The following is a 20,078-nucleotide window of genomic DNA, read 5'->3' on the forward strand; positions in this document are numbered from 1 at the left end:
TTCCCATAATGGGTATGACCATTCTTCTTCGTTGTTACACTACCACAATGACTACAGTTCATTTTACCTTTTTTATGACAAAGATAAATAAAGCATTACATTTTTAGGACTACCAAAATCATTAATTGCTCCTCTGTTATCTTTTAGATTTGCCTTTGTTACTCCACGGTCATAATACGCAATAGCATCATCTGGCTTGATAGCAATCGCTTGTGAAAAGTAGCTTTGAGCCGCAGCATGATTACCAAGGCGACTTTGAGTAACTCCTAAATCCATCAATTCTTGGAAACTCTGACTCTGTGAATAACTAAAGTGGTTGTTTAGCAAAAAAGCTAATGATAAAAAAAGTAGAATCTTCTTCATAAGATAAGACTGTATTATTTTGTGATAGTGACTTAAGCATACAATATTACAAATTTAACGGCATGTTTGTAAAGCTTATTGCCTATTCCTTTAAATTTGCAAAACAGCACTTATAAATTCACATAATGGTAAAGAGATTATTAAAGCAATTGACCTATACCAAAAGTAATGACAAATAAAAGAGTAGTTAATGCCATAACTTTTAAGAAAGGGTCTATTTGTGCAGGCGTTTTTCCTTTGGATACTCCTCTACAAATTCTGATTAAAAGCGGAATCGTCACTACAAAAAGCCAATTTAGCCATAGTAAATTAAAATTCTGTTCGCCCGTACCCAGATTCAGATGAAGGTCAGTATTTTTATAACTTAAGTTAAGATTAAACTGTGAATGTTCTTTTAAAGTAATCACCGTTGCATAAATTACTGCACACAAGAAGCCTGTTCCTAATAAAAACCAATGATAAATGACAGCTTTCGCTTTACCTAAACGCACTGGTATTGAATTCTTTCCCGTTTTGGTATCGGATTCTATGTCACGAATATTATTGATATTCAATACTCCTACAGCAAACAAGCCGCAAGAAGTAGCAGGTAATACATTGAGCCAAACAAATTCATGAGCAAACAAATAATATGTACCCAATACGCCTACCCAACCAAAGAAAATCAACACAGAAATATCACCAAGCCCCATATAACCGTAAGGACGTTTGCCAACTGTATAGGTAATGGAGGCAATAATCGCTAAAATTCCTAAGCCAAAAAAAGTAAGAATTGCTTGGGTAGAAGTATCTTTTAATCCTTCATAGATTAACCATGTTCCAGTAATGAAGGATAACACCGACATGATAATCATGGCCTTTGTCATCTGTTCACGGGTAATAGCACCTGTTTGTACGGCACGTGTAGCGACTGTCCTTTCTACTGTATCAACTCCATTAACGGTATCACCATAATCGTTTGCAAAATTTGACAATACTTGCAAAAAAATGGTTGTAAGAACAGCTAAGATAAAGGTAGTCCAAGAGAAGGCATGAGCACCCGCGGCTAAGAAACTTCCCATAAAGATGCTGGAAAGGGCAAGAGGTAAAGTACGAGGTCTGGCAGCAGAAATCCAGTGTTTCATATTGATTAGATTCTGAATGTTTTTTGGGAACCTCATCCCCCAGCCCCTTCTCCTTCAGAGAAGGGGAGCAAACCTTGGGCTTAAAGCTCCCCTCTCCTTCAGAGAGGGCGGCCGCCGCTGCGGGTGAGGTTTTCCTAAAAATCTTTTATAATTTAATAGCTTCTAAAAACTCTGGACTATCAGGTTTGATTTTTGAAGCAAAGAAATGAGTCAATTCTCCTTTTTCGTTAATAACGTATTTACAGAAGTTCCAAGATGGTTCTTTGTCATTCCAACCGTTCAACGACTTAGTAGTTAACCATTGATACAATGGACATTTACCTTCTCCTTTTACTACTACTTTAGAAAACATTGGGAAAGAAACACCGTAGTTTTTCTTGCAAAAAGTAGAGATTTCTTCATCTGAACCTGGCTCTTGACCGCCAAATTCGTTAGCAGGAAAACCTAATACTACTACTTTACCTTTGTTTTCAGTATAAAATTTCTCCCAGTCTGCATATTGTGGGGTAAATCCACATTTTGAAGCTGTATTTAAAATAATTACTTTTTTGCCTTTATACATAGATAAGTCAACATTCTTTCCATCTAAAGACTTCACTTTGAAATCATATAGACTTTGTTTAGCAGGAGCTTCCATATTTTCTGGACGAGTTTCAACGTCATTTTGAGTAAAAGGTAAGGCCAACGCACCTACCAAAGAGCCAATTTTCAATAGTTTGAGTAACATAATTGTTATGAAGATTAAGATGAAAGTTAAAATAATTTTCTTTTTCATGGAATTGAAAATGTTACATTCTGCTTGGAACATTTATTCCTAATAACGCCATTGCCTTCTTAATTGTTTCTCCTACCACACTAGAAAATGCAATTCTAAATTGTTGAGCATCCAAATCTGTTTCATTAAAGATACTTACTTCATTATAAAAGCGATTATAAGCCTTTGCTAAATCATAAGCATATTGCGCAATTAATGATGGTGCAAGCTCTCTGCCAGCATCAGCAACTTTTTTGGGATACTCACTTAATAAATATATTACTTCTTGTTCAGATTCCTGTAAGGTTTTATAATTACTTGCTACACCAATAATTCCTTGTTCATGGGCTTTTCTTAAAATTGAACAAATACGTGCATGCGTATATTGAATAAACGGCCCTGTGTTTCCTTGGAAATCAATTGATTCCTCTGGATTGAACAACATTCTTTTCTTAGGGTCAACTTTTAGTAAGAAGTATTTTAAAGCCCCCATCGCTAAGGTATGATAAAGCTCTTCTGCCTCCTCTTTCGAGAAACCATCGATTTTACCTAATTCCAAAGTACGTTCACGAGCCGTATCAGTCATTTCTTGCATCAAGTCGTCAGCATCCACTACTGTTCCTTCACGAGACTTCATTTTACCCGAAGGTAAATCTACCATTCCATAGCTTAAATGGTAAGTACCATCTGCATAAGGGCGACCTAATTTTTTAAGAATTTTAAACAATACTTCAAAATGATAGTCTTGTTCATTACCTACGACATACACTGATTTCGACATTTTAAAGTCATTGTACTTTAAATCTGCTGTACCTATATCTTGGGTAATGTATACCGAAGTACCATCTTTACGTAAAACCAATTTTTGGTCAAGTCCTTCGTCTGTTAAATCAATCCAAACGGATGAATCTTCTTTTTGGAAGAATACGCCTGATTTTAATCCTTCTTCAACTGACTTTTTACCTAACAAATAAGTATTTGATTCACGATAAATTTTATCAAAGCTTACCCCCATTTTCTGGTAAGTCTTATTAAAACCATCAAATACCCAATCGTTCATTTTGTTCCAAAGAGCTAGCGTTTCAGCATCGCCTTCTTCCCACTTTAGTAACATTGCTTGAGCTTCTTGTAAAACCTCTGTTTTTCCTTTAAGCATATCAAGTAATGTATCCATTTCATTATTTTTTTTCTCTTCGAAAAAAAGGACATCTTTTAGTAAGGCTTGTAGCTTTTTATTGTCATTTTGGTTATCAATAAGCTTTAAAAGTGGTTTCCATTTTATATTATTCTCAACTCCAGATTCAAATTTTATTTCAAATTCAGGTCCAAATTTTGCCAAAGCTTTATAATCTAAATTCGATTCAGCTTTTTTCAAAGAATTTTCATAGTCTGCAATCTTCACGAGTGATTCATTAATCTTATCCTTTTCTAAAATAGAAAAATCACTAAAGTCACTATGGATTTTTACCTTATCTAAAATCTCTTTTAATTGTTTTTTAAAAACTTTATCAAATTCAACGTAATATTTACCCACCAAGTGGTCTCCTTTTATTCCTGTTGACGCTGGTGTTTCACCTTGCCCAAATTTTAGATAAGCCAACATCGACTTACAAATATGAATACCACGGTCGTTTACCAAATTAGCTTTTACTACCTCATAGCCATTGGCTGATAAAATCTGTGAAACCGAAAACCCTAGGAAATTATTACGAAGGTGTCCTAAATGCAAAGGTTTATTGGTATTAGGCGAAGAGTATTCTACCATTACCACTTCGTTTTTATCTACTAATTGTCCGAATTTTTTATCTTTAAAAATTCCTCCAAACATCGTAAGCCAAGCCGTATCAGCAATTGAAAGATTCAAGAATCCTTGAACAACATTGAAACCTTTCACAACACCCGAGTTAGCTACTAAATAATTCCCGATAGCATTTCCAAGTTCTACAGGCGATTTACGCAAAGCTTTTACATAAGGGAATACCACAAAAGTAAAAGAGCCTTCAAAATCTTTACGAGTAGGTTGAAGGGCGATATTAGTTTCTTCTACGTCAAATTCAGCCTTTAATGCCGCTGCGATGTGGTCTTGTAATATTTTTTCTAAATTCATTAAAATGTTTTTTTATGCTAACTGTCTGTAAAATCAAATCTTAAAATTTGCTACAGAGACAAGTAAATTTATTTCTTATAAACTTCTTTTCTATTTCCTACCTTTAGTACTTCAACGGTTAAATTTTATTTTAAAATTCGTTCAAAAACCAATGAAGCTTCTTCTTTAGCTTCATTTTTACGAGATTTTGCTTCTAAGGCATCTAAAAAATCTTCTACTTCTTCTCTATGAATTTTAAGGTCAATAACTACTGCTGTTTTTAAACCTTTATCATTCGTCAAATAATTAATTCCTTTCATCTCTTTCCTTTTTTGAAGTGAAATAAATAAAATCAAATTTCATTCACATAATTTTCTACAAAGTTAGCCAATTTTATCTTGAGTAAACATCGGATTTTGTAACTTGTTATTCTAAATGTATTTAAGCTATGGAATATCTACTAACTAAACTTTTGATACTGTTGAGTTTTAGAACAAAGCATCGTTTTTGTTCAGTCCATAAAAATATTTCATTGGCAATAATTTTTCCTTTATTGTTGCTTTCACAAAACATTTTATGGGCGCAGTTAAAACAGGTTGCGGCCATCGAAATCCCTAAAAATAATAAATCAGAGGAATCAGTTTCGGTTTTGCCTCTTGGAAAGGACGGACTATTATTTACCATTGAAAAATATGGCATGTTCAATCGTGATGGTATGCAATGGACATTCCAGAAATACAATACCGACCTCCATTTAGAGTGGAATACCAACCTTAGTATCTCCCATGACTACGAACTACAGATGAGCTTCCAGAACAAAGAATATTTATTTTGGCTTTTTACTATCCCTGAGTCACCTAAAATAAACATTGTTCGTTTGGATATTGTCAGAGGGGAAATTGATGAATTCAAAGGCGAACTACCAAGTATTATCGATATTTCTTTTTTCAAGGTATTAAGCAATACCGCATTTTTAGGAGGCAATTATTTTGATAAACCTGTTGTTGCTTCATTCACTTTTTTCAACCAAAAATCTAAGGTTTTACATGGTTTGTATGACGACCGATTAGAAATTAGTGCCTTGGAAATAGACGAAAAAAGAACCGAACTGAATGTTATCGTAAAAGAAAGACGAAAAGGGAAATGTGGCTTGGTTATTCAAACGTATTCTTACGAAGGAAAATCTTTACGCACCATCCACGTACCTGATAAGGAGGGCAATAGCCTAAGTTTTATCAGTGGGAAAATGTTGTCTCTGAATGACAAAGAATCGCTTTTAGTAGGTAATTTTTCCAATAATTGTAATGAATTTTCAAAAGGATTATACCTCACACGCTTAGAAGAAGGCATTGAGAAGAATACTAATATTATCAAATTTGCTGATTTTAAAAACTTTTTCAGCTTTATGTCACCAAAACGGCAAGAGAAACTGAAAGAAAAAATAGAGCAAAAAAAGAAAGAAGGGAAAGACCCCAATTTTAGCTATAAACTATTGGTTCATAATTTATTAGAAACAGACAAAGGGGCAGTATTAGTAGCAGAAATATATTATACCTTACCCAAGAATTATAATGCTTTTAATACGACGTTAAGAAGTAGTTTCAAGAATGGTGAAAACAAGGATGATTACCGTTTTACCCATGCTGTCATTTGTGAATTTGATAAAGAAGGGAATCTGCTATGGGATAACGCCTTGGTAATGGATAACATAGAAAGTGGCGAGTTGGTAGAACAAGTACAGGTATCTACTTTACAAGACCGCTGGCTGATGGCATATTTCAAAAAAGGCGAAGTGCATTTACAGCAAATAAAGGGCAATCAGACAATAAGCGAAATAGAAATTTTTGAAATCAAGCGTGATAGTACTTCTAAACCCGACGAAGATGCAAGTGTTGCAGCATGGTATAATCAAAATTTCTTGGTCTGGGGGAAACGAAGACTAGAAACAGATGCTCGTTTTGTAGATGCTCCAAGAGAAGTTTTTTACCTTCGTAAACTTAGTTATTCCTCTCAAAAAGACGAAAAAGGTCAGTAAAGAACAACTTCAAAGTTACATTCATGAGGCTTGTGAAGGCAGAGCGAAGCTTTTTTCTTACCTTTGCAAAAAATATTTAAAATGTACCACGACGCCCTTCAACATTTACGAAAAGGAGACTCGCTTCTTTATCCATCTGATACCATTTGGGGTTTAGGATGCGATGCACGCAACGAAAAAGCCGTTGAAAAACTGTATCAACTAAAACAACGACCTGATAATAAAGCATTTATCATCTTGATTTCCAAAATAGAACAGCTTTCTGAATATGTGTTAGAAGTGCCTGAAATTGCTTGGAATTTGGTAGAATTTGCAGAGAAACCCCTTACTGTAATTTACCCACAAGGTAAAAATATTGCGCCTAATCTTTTAGGAGAGGATGGTTCTATTGCTATCAGATTGGTCAAAGATGAGTTTTGCAAAGGATTGGTTTACAAGTTTGAAAGAGCCATTGTTTCTACTTCTGCCAATATCTCTGGAGAGCCTTCACCACAAAAATATGAGGATATTTCTCCACAAATTATCGAAAATGTAGATTTCATTTTGAAAAATCCTAAAGGAGAAAACAAAAATGTACAGCCTTCACAAATTGTGAAATTAGGGCTAGGTGGTGACTTTAAATTCATCAGAAAATAAATTGCTTTGTGATTAGTAAATAGGGCTGCTGTAAGCCATAGGCATTAAGCAAAAATATTTATTTTATTGAAAAAAGATAGTTTGTGCTTATTGCATACAGCTTAAAGCCTATTGTCCAAAGCAAGTAAAATCAACCAACATAATACAAAGGGTAATTTGTGAGCGGTCAGCCGCTGCGGTTTAAATGTAGTAATCACTAAATCACTCATTCATTAAATCGCTCAATTACTTAACAATATGAATTTCGCAGAAACTTTACATACAAATCCAATTTTTAAAATTGTGGCAGATGCCGCAAAAACCTTAAATGTACCAGCTTATGTAGTAGGTGGATTTGTGCGTGATTTGATATTAAACCGACCTTCCAAAGACATTGATATTGTTTGTGTAGGCTCGGGCATTGAATTGGCTGAATTGGTTGCCAAAAATTCTGGCAGAGAAGATACTTATCTCTCGGTTTTCAAGAATTTTGGCACTGCCATGATTAAATTAGACGATTGGGAAGTAGAATTTGTAGGAGCCAGAAGGGAATCCTATCAACGCGATTCACGCAAGCCCATCGTAGAAGATGGCACGCTAGAGGACGACCAAAATCGTAGAGACTTCACCATCAATGCGATGGCGATTTCGTTGAATGAAAACAATTTTGGAGAATTAATCGACCCTTTTGATGGCTTGGCAGACATTCGCAGGAAAATCATCAAAACGCCTTTAGAACCAAGCATTACTTTTTCAGATGACCCGCTCAGAATGATGCGTGCTATTCGTTTTGCTACGCAACTTAATTTTGATATTCATCCAGATACTTTTGATGCCCTTATCAAAGAAAAAGATAGGATAGATATTATTTCAAAAGAGCGTATTACGGATGAATTGAATAAAATTATTCTGGCTAAAAAACCATCTTACGGCTTTTTACTATTAGATTCTTGTGGACTATTAGAGAAAATTTTTCCTGAGTTTGTCAAGCTAAAAGGTGTAGAAACCGAAGAAGGCAAAGGTCATAAAGATAATTTTTATCATACGCTTCAAGTGTTAGATAATGCTTCCACCAAAACGGATGATTTATGGATTCGTTGGGCAGCTATTTTGCACGACATAGCCAAACCCGCTACCAAGCGTTTTGATAAAAAAAGAGGTTGGACTTTCCACGGGCATGAAGAGATGGGTGCAAAATGGGTGAAAGGTATTTTCACCGAAATGCGTTTACCGTTGAATGAAAAAATGCGTTATGTAAAAAAACTAGTGCGTTTACATTTACGCCCGATTGCTCTTTCAAAAGAAGCCATCACTGATTCTGCCCTCAGACGGTTACTATACGAAGCAGGTGAAGATTTAGAAGGCTTGATGATATTGTGTAGAGCCGATATTACGTCTAAAAATGGCGAGAAAGTAAAAAAATACCTCCGCAATTTCGACATCGTTGAACAGAAATTAAAAGAGGTAGAGGAAAGCGATAAACTTCGTCAGTTTCAACCCGTAGTAACAGGGGAAATCATCATGGAATTGTTTGGGATTAAGCCCTCTAAAGAAGTAGGCATTATCAAAATAGCCGTTCGTGAAGCCATTTTAGAAGGACAAATTGAGAATACATTAGCATCAGGCATTCCATTTGTGTTGGAAGAAGGTGCTAAGTTGGGATTGGTGGCTGTTGAGAAATAACAATAGCCACATAACACCTTATAAACAAAGATAGCACTGATTACAAATTAAGATATATTGTTGAAAAAAAATCAGCAATGAACCAATCACACTCTCGACGCAAATTTCTCCAAACAACTGCTGCTTTGGCTGGAACAGCTTTATTAGTACCAGATACACTTTGGGCTAGTAAACCTGCTAAAAAAAACATTGGACTACAATTGTATTCCCTTCGTGATGACATGAAGAAAGACCCTCTTGCTACACTTGAAGCAGTAAAGGAAATGGGTTATAAAAATGTAGAGCATGCCAATTATGTTGACCATAAGTTTTATGGATTTGAAGCCAAAGAATTTCGTAAAATTCTTGATGAATTAGATTTATCCATGCGAAGTGGTCACGTAGTGATGAAAGGGGAAGACTGGGATGCTTCAAAGAAAGACTTTACTGATTCTTGGAAACAAACGGTAGAAGATGCGGCTATTTTGGGACAAAAATATTTAATCAGTCCTTGGCTAGATATTAGCTTACGCCGAAACTTTGAAGATTGTAAACGCTTTATGGAAGTATTTAATAAAGCTGGAGAGCTTTGTCAGAAATCAGGTGTGAAGTTCGGCTATCATAATCATGACTTTGAATTTAGTCTGCGTTTAACAAGCGTAAAAGTATATGACATCATTATGCAATACACTGACCCTAAATTAGTAGCACAACAACTAGACATTGGTAATATGTACGGCGGAGGTGGCAGACCGATGGAATTATTAAAACAATATCCTGGACGTTTTGAACTGATGCACGTAAAAGATGAAGTAAAAGGCGAAAAAGAACCTTGGGAAAGCTCGATGCTAGGTAAAGGGATTATGAATGTAGCTGAAGTTTTAAAATTATCGGCTAAAATAGCGGGAACTACTGAATATATCATCGAACAAGAATCCTATCAAGGACATACTCCAATGGAATCTATGAAGTATGATTTAGAATGGATTAAGAAAGTGCAGTTTTAATAGAGCTTATGAGTTAAAAGTTTATGAGTTTAGTGTTTATGAGTTGAAACAGTATTTGTTTGCTCATAAATGCTAAACTCATATTTTTTGGGTATTATCAAAACAATACATTTAAGTATTTGACAATTAGGCAAAGTAATAATTGGTTTATTTTACATCCGTGGCTGGTCTCCCGACCAGTCCACATTCTATCTCGCTCTTGATGGCATTCCGCCCCAATGCAAACATGAGCAATGGCAGCAGTAAAGTAATGTGGACTGGTCAGGAGACCAGCCACGGAAACAAACCTTCAACTCATAAGCTCATAAACCTTTTCACTCATAAACCCTATTATTTCTTCCCTCGAACTGCCTGAGAGATAGCTTCCCATTTTTCCTCAGAAACTTCGTTTAAATCTGAAAATTCCCCTGCTCCCATTAGCCATTCTCCGCCATCAATTGTAATGACTTCTCCATTGATATAGGCCGAAAATTCTGACATTAAATAAGCCGCCAAATTGGCTAGCTCTTGGTGTTCTCCTACCCTTTTTAATGGAATTCTATTTTCAGGTGCTAACTTGCTTGCCAGTTCTTCGCCCATTGCTTCAGCAGGAAAAAGTCGTTCCCAAGCTCCTTGGGTTGGAAATGGTCCCGGAGCAATCGCATTAAAGCGAATGCCATACTTTGTCCCCCACTCTACTGCCAAAGAACGGGTCAATGCCAAGACACCTGCTTTTGCTGTTGCCGATGGCACTACGTAAGCTGAACCCGTCCAAGCATAAGTAGTTACGATAGACATTACTGTGCCTTTAATTTTTTGCTCAATCCAATATTTGCCGACAGCTAAACTAAAATTATAAGAACCTTTCAATACAATATCAACTACAATATCAAATGCTTTATGCGATAGCTTTTCGGTAGGACTAATAAAATTACCCGCTGCATTATTCACCAAGCCATGTACTGCCCCAAAGTATTCTACAGAGGTTTTTAGTACATTTTCTACTTCATCATAATTGCGTGCGTCACAGGCTATGGCTAGTACTTTGCCTCCAGTTTCAGCCATCAACTCTCCTGCTGTTTCATCCAAGACTGCTTTCTTGCGTGAGGCAATCACCACATTGGCACCAAGTTCTAAAAAATATTTCGACATCGAACGCCCCAGCCCTGTTCCTCCTCCTGTTACAATAATCGTCTTTCCACTCAGGGCTCCATCCCTTAGCATTGGTTCATTAAAATTCATAACACTAGATTTTATACAATTTCAAGATAAAATATAATGCAATATGAATTAAATAATATTATTATGCAAGCATACCATTTTTAATTTAAAGTGATAAATAAAAAAAGCTTCCCAAACATTCCTGAATAGAATGCTTGGGAAGCTTTTAATAGTCCTTTAGTAAAGGCTTGGAAAGATTATTTTCCAGCTACTAGAGTAACATCTAAATTGAATACATCGTCGATAGCTTTATCACCGATTGATTCAAAGAATTTTTTAGAACCATATTTCACGTTGAAATCTGTTCTGTCAACTGGAATAGAAGCAGTTGCAGTAACTTTTCCAGCAGCAGTAGTAATTTTTGCAGGGAAAGTAATAGATTTTGTGATACCGTGTAAAGTTAAATCACCTGTGATGTTTGCACCAGCTACTTTAGTGATTTTGAAAGTAGAAGTTGGGAATTTTTCTACTTCGAAGAAATCACCAGTTGTAATGTGACCAATGAATTTTTTGTTGTATTCAGCATCTGTAATATCAGTACATACGATAGATTTCATATCGATTACAAAAGAACCACCAGTTACTTTAGCACCTGAAGTTACTAATGAACCAGAAGAGATACCTACAGTTCCTTCGTGCTGACCTGTTACTTTTTTAGCCAACCAGTGAATTTTACTTCCTTTAGTGTCTACTGGTAAAGCTGTTTCTTTTTTACCGTTGTTTGGAGTACCTGCAACTGCTACATTTACTAATAAAGCTGCTGCGAAAATGCTAAGAATAGATTTGATAGATTTCATTACTTTGATTTTTATTTAATTATTAATTATTACTTTTTTTGTTGTTCTGATTCCGGTGGCGATTGTCTTAATTTATCCAACAAATCGCTTAATTGTAGGGCTTCGCTTTCGGTTAAACCATGCATCTGTTGCTCCCATTGTTTTTGCAAAACATCTAATTCTGCCAATAAATCTAAGCCCTTTTGTGTAATAAGAATATCAACAGCACGACGGTCATTCGGGCATTCTCGCCTTACCACCATCTCTTTTAATAAAAGCTTATCTACTAACCTAGAAGCATTAGACATCTTATCAAGCATTCTTTCAATAATACCTATTACTGTGATAGGCTCTGGATAATGCCCTCTCAAAATTCTAAGCACATTATACTGCTGAAGTGTTAAATCAAAAGGTTTAAACACTTCCATTTGCAACGTTGTCAACCAATTGTTCGTATAAACAATATTGACCATTGCTTTGGCATGGGCTGATTTAAAGCTTGCTTGTTTTATGTCTTTTTCGATGCTCATAATTTTAATACGCTACAAATTTAATGTAAAAACATTTAATGTCAATACATTTATTTGTTAATTTTTTGTTAATATATTTAAATTGCTGAATTTCAATTCATTAAAAAACACTATTAAGCTATTTTTCTCATTTTATTAAGCAAATCATGTAAGATATTAATCTCTTCTTTGCTTAGTCTGGAATAATTCCCCTCCCATTCAGCCACTTTTTGGTCTAATTCTTCTATCAATAATAAGCCCTTTTCAGTAATCACTACATCCATCGACCGTTTATCGGTCTTAGAACGTACTTTTAAAACCAATCCTTTTTCGATTAATTTATCCACCAAACGAGAACCATTAGACATTTTATTTAGCATTCGCTCGATGATGAAATTTACTGAAACAGGATTTGGCGAACTTTCAAGAAGGATTTTTAATACAAAATATTGTTTGTCTGATAATTTATATGACTTTAAAAGTTGTGAATAGTGATTAAGCACCCAATTATCGGTGTACATCAAATTCACAGCAACTTTTTCATAAACATTCTTGAATGACTTCTGTTTAATGTCTTTTTCAATGGACATAGGCAAATGCATTATTTTAATTTACAGGATATTTTTCATTGATTAAAAAAACGTAAGCTTACTTGATAATGTTTTAATAAAGCATTAAAAGTTAATTAACGGTGATTTTATTACTTAAATGGGACTATTTCGGGTGCAGAAATATCAAAATCTTTTAACCTGAGATTATAAGTTGTATTGAATGAAGCATCCAACAATTTAACATCGGGCAAATTGGGGAAGTATGAAAACTTTATTTGGAAGGTATTGAATGTTAGATTTTCATTTCTCAAACGTATCCCGATTCCAATGCTGGTATAAGGTGTTTTGTTAAGCAAAAACTGATTTCTTGGATTAATAAAGGCAAAATCTGTTTGGAAAAAAGGAGCAATCCTAAATCCAACAAAATTTAGCCTTGAAAAAAATACTATCTGATAGCCTATTCCTAGTTTTTTAGTTCCCCACAGGTTGTCGCTATTTACATCTAAAATACTATTTTCACGGTTAATATTGACGAACTCACCTGTATAGCGTTGTGTACCAAAGGCATATTTAATGTTGACAAAATGCCTAATCTGAGTACGTCTTCTAAAGGCATGAAGTGTACTAAAATAGTTAGATTCAATACTCAAACCTGTTGTGCCATTAGAATATCCACCAAAATTCACTAACCCATAAAGATAACCTGCCTTTCCGATGTATTCTCCTTTGGCTAATTTCAAGCCCGCATACATCCGACTTCCGAATGCATCTGAATTTTCTAAGCCAGTTACAAAAGTGGCTAAGTATCCATAAGGAACGTCTTCTGTGAGTCCAAAGCCATAAATCAAAATATCTCTTTTATATTTTCTGTTTGAAAAACCTATGCCAATTAAATAATCAGTATGATTTCTAAATAACTGATTAGTATCGGCGGTTACTATGGGGCGTTTGTCAAACTTGACATCACTAAATCTAAGTCCGACTACAAACCTAGAACGGTTATCTCTTCCTTTATTCAAAAAATTCACTTTGAAGGCTCTCGCTAACCAAAAATCTACAAAGTTCTTTTTTATGGGAAATGTGTAAAAGGTGGTATCGTTAAGCTTATAAGTTGTGCCATCATATCCTCTGAAGGTGGTTAAATTATTGTCATCTTTACTCACTACAAAACCACCAGCCACTTTCATTTCGGGGGTAAGAAAAGGGCGGTAAAATCGGAGGGCATAATGAGCGACATCCCTTTTGAGTTCGAGTTCGGCCTGTCCCGTTATAAACGAACGACCAATATATGGAATAGTATAGGTACTGGCATATTCTAAAGCTGGTCGCCGAAGAGTATTCAAGAAAAAGGTATTGCTCCACGAATGCCCTACGCCTCTGAAATTAACCTGACGCACTCTGAGTGAATAATTTTGCAAACCATTTATCTCTCCGTCTGCCAAAAATGACCAAACATCTTGTGTAAGCACCAGTAAATCTACTAAATTAGGAAATTCTGGGTCGGGTAAAATCAATATTCTGGCATCATGCAGAATAGCACTTTGACGCATCACCCGTTCGTTATCTCTTAGTCTATCTGCATCAATAATATCTCCTACATTAAACATTAAAAAGGATTTCCTGATAACACTCTCCTGCGTATTGACATGGAATGAACTCAGAAATTTATCTAACCCTTCGGCTTTTCTGGCAGTATCGGCGATACTTTCTCCAAAAACTTTCAAACGCTTAACATATATTTTGCGAATTACCCTTCCTTCATATTGTGTATAAGGGTCTTCGTCAATTTTCACTACTTCTTGTCCTTGGTTGTTTACGTTATAAACATCTCTGAACAAAAAGCCGTGGATTTCTCTGAGTATTTTATTTTTTGAAAATCTTTTTTTCAGATTGGCATACGTAATGCTATCCTTAGCAGACTTCATACTGACAGAAACTGGTATTATTTTAGCCGGTACGGGTATCTCTGGGGGAGCTACTTTAAGAAGAGAATCTAGGTTTTGTGCAATTAGATTGATAGAAGTAATAAAAAGCAACAGCATCATGAAGAAAATAAACTTCATGAATTGATTCACTGAATTTAAGTAAATTTGTCGAGCTTTATTCATTACTTTTTAATTTCCCAAAACAAAAAAATGCTTCAATTAACTAAACCACTTATGCTGGCATCAAACTCGCCACGTCGCCAACAATTATTACGTGACGCTGGTTTTGAGTTCACAGTAAGGGTAAAAGATACCAACGAGGATTTTCCAGCTACTATGCCTCCTACTGAAGTTCCTGCTTTTTTAGCATTAAAAAAAGCGGAGGCTTTCAGACAAGAACTCGATAATCAGATTATCCTTACGGCCGATACCATCGTTGTGGTGGATGATGAAATCCTAAATAAACCCCAAGATGCTACTGAAGCACGCTTGATGCTTAAAAAATTATCTGGTCGCCAGCACCAAGTAATTACTGGCGTTTGTGTAATGACAAAGGAAAGTACACAAAATTTCATTGATGTTGCTAATGTTTTCTTCCGTGAGTTAACGAACCAAGAAATTGAATATTACATTAAAACCTGTAAGCCTTTCGATAAAGCAGGTGCCTATGGTGTTCAAGATTTTATTGGTATGGTTGGTATTCCACGCATGGAAGGCTCATATTTTACCGTAATGGGCTTACCTGTCCATCGTGTTTATGATGCACTGAAGCCTTTCTTTGTAATTGACTAAAATTTCATACCAGCATTTACCTAGTTTCTGATTCTATAAAACGCTTTTTGATAGAATCAGAAGCTAAATCATTATGGAGTAGTACATTCTCTTGCTAATCTTCACAACATAATACTATTAATCAAAAAAATATTTCTACAATATACCTGTATAGCACTCTTCTGGACTACTCATCTATTTCTATTACCTTAGCATTTCCATTAACCAATCTTTTATAAATATCATGAAAAAAATAATTTTACTATTCACCTTATGCTGGGTGACTAGCCTTTGCTCGTTGGCACAGGTCGTCACCACAACACCAGCATTACCTAATGGAGACCAAGACGTTACTCTCATCTTCGACCTCAAACTAGCTAAAGATTCACGTGCCAAAGCATTATTAGGAAAAACATCCGACGTTTATTTGTGGTCGGGTGCAGGTACAACCGATACGGGCGACGCCTTTCAGTATCAACCCAGTGGACAAACCAATTTTGCACTTCCTTTTGAAAAGGGCAAAATGACATCGCTAGGGAATGATGTGTGGAGTATTAAGCTAAAACCTAGAGATTATTTTGCCGTACCCGCTGCTTTAACCATCAAACGGCTAGGGGTACTTTTAAAAAGTGGTGACGGTAAAGCCCAAACAGAAGACATTATCGTAACAATGTACGATACAAAGCTAAATGTGGCTTTTATTAAACCCCAAGAAAAATCATTTTTTGTTACTGCTGGAAGTACTATCCCAATTTTAGCGATCGCTTCTAAAAAAGCCACTTTGAATTTAAGTATTAATAATACGAATGTTTTAACAATGATTGACAAAGATTCTTTAACGTATTCACTTAATGTTGGGAATGCTGCTGGGGAAACCCAATCAGTAAAATTTACGGCTACTACCACAAGCGAAACATCAACTACTGAATTTAACGTTACTATAAAACCAACTCCTAAGACTGAGGCATTACCAATAGGATTGAAAAATGGTATTAACTATATTTCCGATACAAAGGTTGCTTTAGTACTTTTTGCGCCTAAAAAAGATTTTGTTTATCTCATCGGTGATTTTAACCAATGGAAAACTGATGCTAAATATCTAATGAAACGTACTCCCGATGGGAATACTTATTGGTTAGAAGTTGAAGGTTTAAACAAAGGTGAAGAATATGCTTTTCAGTATTTGGTAAACGGTACACTAGCAGTGGGTGACCCTTATGCTGAAAAAATACTTGACCCAAACAACGACCAGTATATTTCAAGTGCTACGTATCCTAATCTGAAAAAACTTCCTGATGCTGTAAAAAGCATCGCCTCTGTTTTTCAGACTGGGCAAAGTGTATACACATGGAAAACTACAACTTTCAAACGTCCCGCACAGGATAATTTGATTGTCTATGAATTACATATTCGTGATTTTGATGTAGATGGTTCCTACAAAAATGCCATTAATAGAATTCCTTATCTTAAAACATTAGGCATCAATTGTATTGAATTAATGCCTGTTAACGAGTTTTCTGGAAATGACTCTTGGGGGTATAATCCAATTTACTATTTTGCCCCCGACAAAGCATACGGCACTAAAGAGGATTTAAAAAAATTCATTGATACTTGTCACGAAAATGGCATTGCCGTCGTGCTTGACATTGTTTTCAATCAGGCTGATTATGAATTCCCTTATGTAAAAATGTATTGGGATGGAACACAACCATCAACGGATTCGCCTTTTTTCAATCAGCAAGCTACGCACCCATTCAGCGTGTTTTTTGACTTTAATCATGAAAGCAACAATACGAAAGAATATGTGAATCGTGCCAATGAATTTTGGTTGAAAGAATATAAAATTGATGGATATAGGGTTGATTTAGCCAAAGGTTTTACTCAAAAAAGCTCTTCAAATGATAGCCAGTTCAGGGTTTATGACCAAAGTAGGGTTGATATTATCAAGGGCTATTATGATAATATCAGAAGTTTTGATAAAGATGCCTATTTCATTTTAGAATTATTTTCGGAAGACAAAGAAGAACAAACCTTTACCGATTTGGGGATGATGGTTTGGACAAACTTGAATGGCGATTTTAGAAATGCTGTAAAAGGTAATGCTAGTGATTTTACCCGCCTTTCATACAAAGCTCATGGTTTCAAAAATCCTGGGGCTATCGGTTATATGGAAAGTCACGACGAAGAAAGAGTAGCTTATGATGCTTTGAAAAACAGCAAAGCCATCTTTAGTGTGGCTACTGTTATGGAAAGAACAAAAGCGGCAGCAGCTATGTTTTTTGCCATACCAGGACCAAAAATGATTTGGCAATTTGGAGAATTAGGCTACGATGTTTCAATCGACCAAAATGGCAGGACAGGCAAGAAACCTATTCACTGGGAATATAAAGATGATGCCGATAGGTTAAAACTTTACAAAGTGTTTTCTGAACTAATTAAATTAAAGACCACTCAAGCAATATTTAAAAGTACAGATACACAAACGGATTTGGGTAACACCGTAAAAAAAATCATCTTAAATTCAACTACTCAGCAAGTAATAATTGTGGGCAATTTTGATTTAGAACAGAAAACAATTACGGATATTTTCCCGAACACAGGCAAATGGTATGACTTCTTTAGCAATGCAGAAATTAATGTAAGTGACTTAAAAGCAAAATACCCATTTGCTCCTGGTCAATTTCATGTATTGAGCACTACTGCTTTTCCTCAACCAGAAGCAAATTTGGTACCTTGGAAATTAGAACAAGAAAGAGTTTTGGCAAGTGAACAAGAATTGGACGCGGATATAAAAATATATCCTAACCCAAGTGAAGAAATCATCAATATTGAAGTGAACGGAAATCAAAAGGAAAATCTAGTGTTCAAGATTCATGATTTGATGGGAAGAACGATTTTTGAAACTGAGCAAAAAGATGCAAGTAAGCCATATACAATAGATGTACGTAAGTTTCAACAGGGTATTTATTTGTTGAATGTGACGCAGGGACAAAAACAATTTAACCAGAAGTTTATTAAGAAATAGAGTTTAGTTTTTGTAGTGATTATTAATAAATATATTTCCTCAATCAAAAAAGCGGTCAAAAACTAATTTTTGACCGCTTTTTTGATTGAGGAAAACCGAATTCCTACTGTTTGAGCGGAGCGAGTTTAGGAATTCTTGATTTTCTTTTGTTACTTTTCTTTTATCAAGAAAAGAAAAGTAAGGACAGAACAATAATAAATTCTAGACTTCTAAAACTCATTTCTATGTAGAAAAATTCGGGAGGAATGTTTTGTAAAATCAATTATTAAATATCAACTTTCTTTCTTCTGAACCATATTCTGAATAATAGACAGCACGATATACATTAAAATAATGATGGGAACTGCTACAAATTTCAGTAAGATGATTAGTAAGATAGAGAGAATCAAAAAGATATATTTTATTTGGTTTGATTTCCATCCAAAATCCTTGAATTTCAAGGCAAACAATGGTAATTCAGCAACCAATAAATAAGACATCACGATTGAATAAATAATCAACACATTATAATTAATAAAAATTGATTTGTATTCGGGCTGATAAATGGCTATTAATGGCAAAGCTGCTACTACCAATCCGTTCGCAGGCGTTGGTACACCAATAAAAGAATCACTTTGGCGAGTATCAACATTAAACCTCGCCAGACGCAAAGCCGAGAATACAGCCAGAGACAATGCTATATAAGGTTTATGAAAACCAAAAAGACCAGTAGTACAGAAACCATCACAACTACCCTCTATCAAATGAAGCATGATAAATGCAGGCAAGGCTCCGAAACTAACCATATCTGCCAGAGAATCTAATTCTTTTCCGATAGGTGAAGTTACATGTAATAATCTAGCGACAAAACCATCGAACCAATCGCATACCAATGCGATACACATTAAATAAGAAGCTATTTCTAAATTACCGTCAAAAACATTTAAAATGCCAAAGCATCCGCAGAGTAAGTTGGCACAAGTTAGTGTGTTAGGAATGTGTTTTTTAATTTCAATCATTAGTTATTCGAATGAGAAGTGGTTTTTACAGTTTGATAAATGGATTATTTACTTTTTCGTATCCAATAGTTGTGGTCTCACCATGTCCTGGGTAAATAACCATATCATCATCAAGGGTGTAAAGTTTGGTTCTAATACTTTTTTCTAACGCTTCAAAACTAGATAAAGGGAAGTCGGTTCTACCGATGCTTCCTTTGAATAGCACATCTCCACTTACACAGATCTTCTGGGCTTTATTTAAAAACGCTACATGACCAGGAGCATGCCCCGGCACAAAAATTACTTCTAACGTAGATTTTCCGAAAGTAATAATATCTCCTTCTTCAATAAAAACATCTACCGTGGAAGCCTCATAGTTCGGAAAACCATAATATTCGGCTCTACTTTCAACATTTGATAAGACAGGTAAATCTTCTTTATGCAAATGCAATTTCACGCCATAGGTTCTTTTGATAAACTCATTCCCAAGTACATGGTCAATATGGGCATGCGTATTGAGCAGATGAACTACCTTTAAACCTTGGTCTTCGATATAGTTTTTTAAAGCACTGCGTTCTTCATAAACATGACAGCCTGGGTCAATAATGACACATTCTTTGCTTTCGTCAAAAAGAACATAAGTATTTTCTCCAAAAGGGTTAAATCTGAATGTCTGTACCTGAATCATTTTATATTGT

General features: G+C 35.3%; 18 protein-coding genes. 6 read left to right on the forward strand and 12 right to left on the reverse strand.

Features of this window, described 5'->3' with window-relative positions; genetic code table 11:
- Window positions 1–72: 72 nt before the first annotated feature.
- The 5 genes from VB264_RS19265 to VB264_RS19285 all read right to left on the reverse strand — a co-directional run bounded on the left by VB264_RS19265 (window position 73) and on the right by VB264_RS19285 (window position 4,647).
- Window positions 73–363, reverse strand: a complete 291-nt coding sequence (locus tag VB264_RS19265; RefSeq protein ID WP_323252011.1) for a tetratricopeptide repeat protein — start codon at window positions 361–363, stop codon at window positions 73–75.
- Between the two features lie 140 nt (window positions 364–503).
- Window positions 504–1,487: a 1,4-dihydroxy-2-naphthoate polyprenyltransferase gene (locus tag VB264_RS19270; protein WP_323252013.1), complete on the reverse strand. Its 984-nt coding sequence runs from the start codon at window positions 1,485–1,487 to the stop codon at window positions 504–506.
- A gap of 145 nt (window positions 1,488–1,632) precedes the next feature.
- Window positions 1,633–2,214 carry a glutathione peroxidase gene (locus VB264_RS19275; RefSeq protein WP_323252015.1) on the reverse strand — a complete coding sequence of 194 codons (582 nt, stop codon included), beginning with the start codon at window positions 2,212–2,214 and terminating at the stop codon, window positions 1,633–1,635.
- Window positions 2,215–2,275: 61 nt separating this feature from the next.
- Entirely contained in the window at window positions 2,276–4,348 is a 2,073-nt protein-coding gene (gene argS / locus VB264_RS19280; protein ID WP_323252017.1) for an arginine--tRNA ligase, read from the reverse strand.
- Window positions 4,349–4,473: 125 nt separating this feature from the next.
- Window positions 4,474–4,647, reverse strand: a complete 174-nt coding sequence (locus VB264_RS19285; RefSeq protein ID WP_323252019.1) for a hypothetical protein — start codon at window positions 4,645–4,647, stop codon at window positions 4,474–4,476.
- A gap of 128 nt (window positions 4,648–4,775) precedes the next feature.
- Between VB264_RS19285 and VB264_RS19290 the strand changes: the two genes are divergently transcribed.
- The 4 genes from VB264_RS19290 to VB264_RS19305 all read left to right on the forward strand — a co-directional run bounded on the left by VB264_RS19290 (window position 4,776) and on the right by VB264_RS19305 (window position 9,646).
- Window positions 4,776–6,362, forward strand: coding sequence for a hypothetical protein (locus VB264_RS19290; RefSeq protein WP_323252021.1), 1,587 nt, complete (start codon window positions 4,776–4,778; stop codon window positions 6,360–6,362).
- Between the two features lie 81 nt (window positions 6,363–6,443).
- Complete coding sequence (locus VB264_RS19295; protein ID WP_323252023.1) at window positions 6,444–6,998, forward strand: L-threonylcarbamoyladenylate synthase; 555 nt, start codon at window positions 6,444–6,446, stop codon at window positions 6,996–6,998.
- 237 nt (window positions 6,999–7,235) lie between these two features.
- Window positions 7,236–8,660 (forward strand): CCA tRNA nucleotidyltransferase, encoded by a 1,425-nt coding sequence (locus tag VB264_RS19300; RefSeq protein ID WP_323252025.1) that lies wholly within the window; start codon window positions 7,236–7,238, stop codon window positions 8,658–8,660.
- Between the two features lie 77 nt (window positions 8,661–8,737).
- Entirely contained in the window at window positions 8,738–9,646 is a 909-nt protein-coding gene (locus VB264_RS19305; protein ID WP_323252027.1) for a sugar phosphate isomerase/epimerase family protein, read from the forward strand.
- 330 nt (window positions 9,647–9,976) lie between these two features.
- Here the strand turns inward: VB264_RS19305 and VB264_RS19310 are convergent, their stop codons facing one another.
- The 5 genes from VB264_RS19310 to VB264_RS19330 all read right to left on the reverse strand — a co-directional run bounded on the left by VB264_RS19310 (window position 9,977) and on the right by VB264_RS19330 (window position 14,745).
- Window positions 9,977–10,867, reverse strand: a complete 891-nt coding sequence (locus VB264_RS19310) for an SDR family oxidoreductase (RefSeq protein WP_323252029.1) — start codon at window positions 10,865–10,867, stop codon at window positions 9,977–9,979.
- A 176-nt stretch (window positions 10,868–11,043) separates the two neighbouring features.
- On the reverse strand, window positions 11,044–11,643 hold the full coding sequence (locus VB264_RS19315; protein WP_323252031.1) for a YceI family protein: 600 nt from the start codon (window positions 11,641–11,643) through the stop codon (window positions 11,044–11,046).
- Between the two features lie 29 nt (window positions 11,644–11,672).
- Window positions 11,673–12,152 (reverse strand): MarR family winged helix-turn-helix transcriptional regulator, encoded by a 480-nt coding sequence (locus VB264_RS19320; RefSeq protein ID WP_323252033.1) that lies wholly within the window; start codon window positions 12,150–12,152, stop codon window positions 11,673–11,675.
- Between the two features lie 113 nt (window positions 12,153–12,265).
- Entirely contained in the window at window positions 12,266–12,721 is a 456-nt protein-coding gene (locus VB264_RS19325; protein WP_323252035.1) for a MarR family winged helix-turn-helix transcriptional regulator, read from the reverse strand.
- 110 nt (window positions 12,722–12,831) lie between these two features.
- Window positions 12,832–14,745 (reverse strand): hypothetical protein, encoded by a 1,914-nt coding sequence (locus VB264_RS19330; protein ID WP_323252037.1) that lies wholly within the window; start codon window positions 14,743–14,745, stop codon window positions 12,832–12,834.
- A 72-nt stretch (window positions 14,746–14,817) separates the two neighbouring features.
- Between VB264_RS19330 and VB264_RS19335 the strand changes: the two genes are divergently transcribed.
- The gene (locus VB264_RS19335; protein ID WP_323252039.1) at window positions 14,818–15,399 is read left to right on the forward strand and encodes a Maf family protein; all 582 of its coding nucleotides are present in this window, start codon (window positions 14,818–14,820) and stop codon (window positions 15,397–15,399) included.
- Between the two features lie 223 nt (window positions 15,400–15,622).
- Window positions 15,623–18,403 carry an alpha-amylase family glycosyl hydrolase gene (locus tag VB264_RS19340; protein ID WP_323252041.1) on the forward strand — a complete coding sequence of 927 codons (2,781 nt, stop codon included), beginning with the start codon at window positions 15,623–15,625 and terminating at the stop codon, window positions 18,401–18,403.
- A gap of 272 nt (window positions 18,404–18,675) precedes the next feature.
- Here the strand turns inward: VB264_RS19340 and pssA are convergent, their stop codons facing one another.
- Both pssA and VB264_RS19350 read right to left on the reverse strand, forming a co-directional pair.
- Complete coding sequence (gene pssA, locus VB264_RS19345; RefSeq protein WP_323252043.1) at window positions 18,676–19,401, reverse strand: CDP-diacylglycerol--serine O-phosphatidyltransferase; 726 nt, start codon at window positions 19,399–19,401, stop codon at window positions 18,676–18,678.
- A 25-nt stretch (window positions 19,402–19,426) separates the two neighbouring features.
- Window positions 19,427–20,068, reverse strand: coding sequence for an MBL fold metallo-hydrolase (locus VB264_RS19350; RefSeq protein ID WP_323252045.1), 642 nt, complete (start codon window positions 20,066–20,068; stop codon window positions 19,427–19,429).
- Between the last annotated feature and the right edge of the window lie 10 nt (window positions 20,069–20,078).

Source organism: Arcicella aquatica, assembly GCF_034928825.1.
In the GTDB taxonomy this organism is placed as follows: Bacteria; Bacteroidota; Bacteroidia; order Cytophagales; family Spirosomataceae; genus Arcicella; species Arcicella aquatica.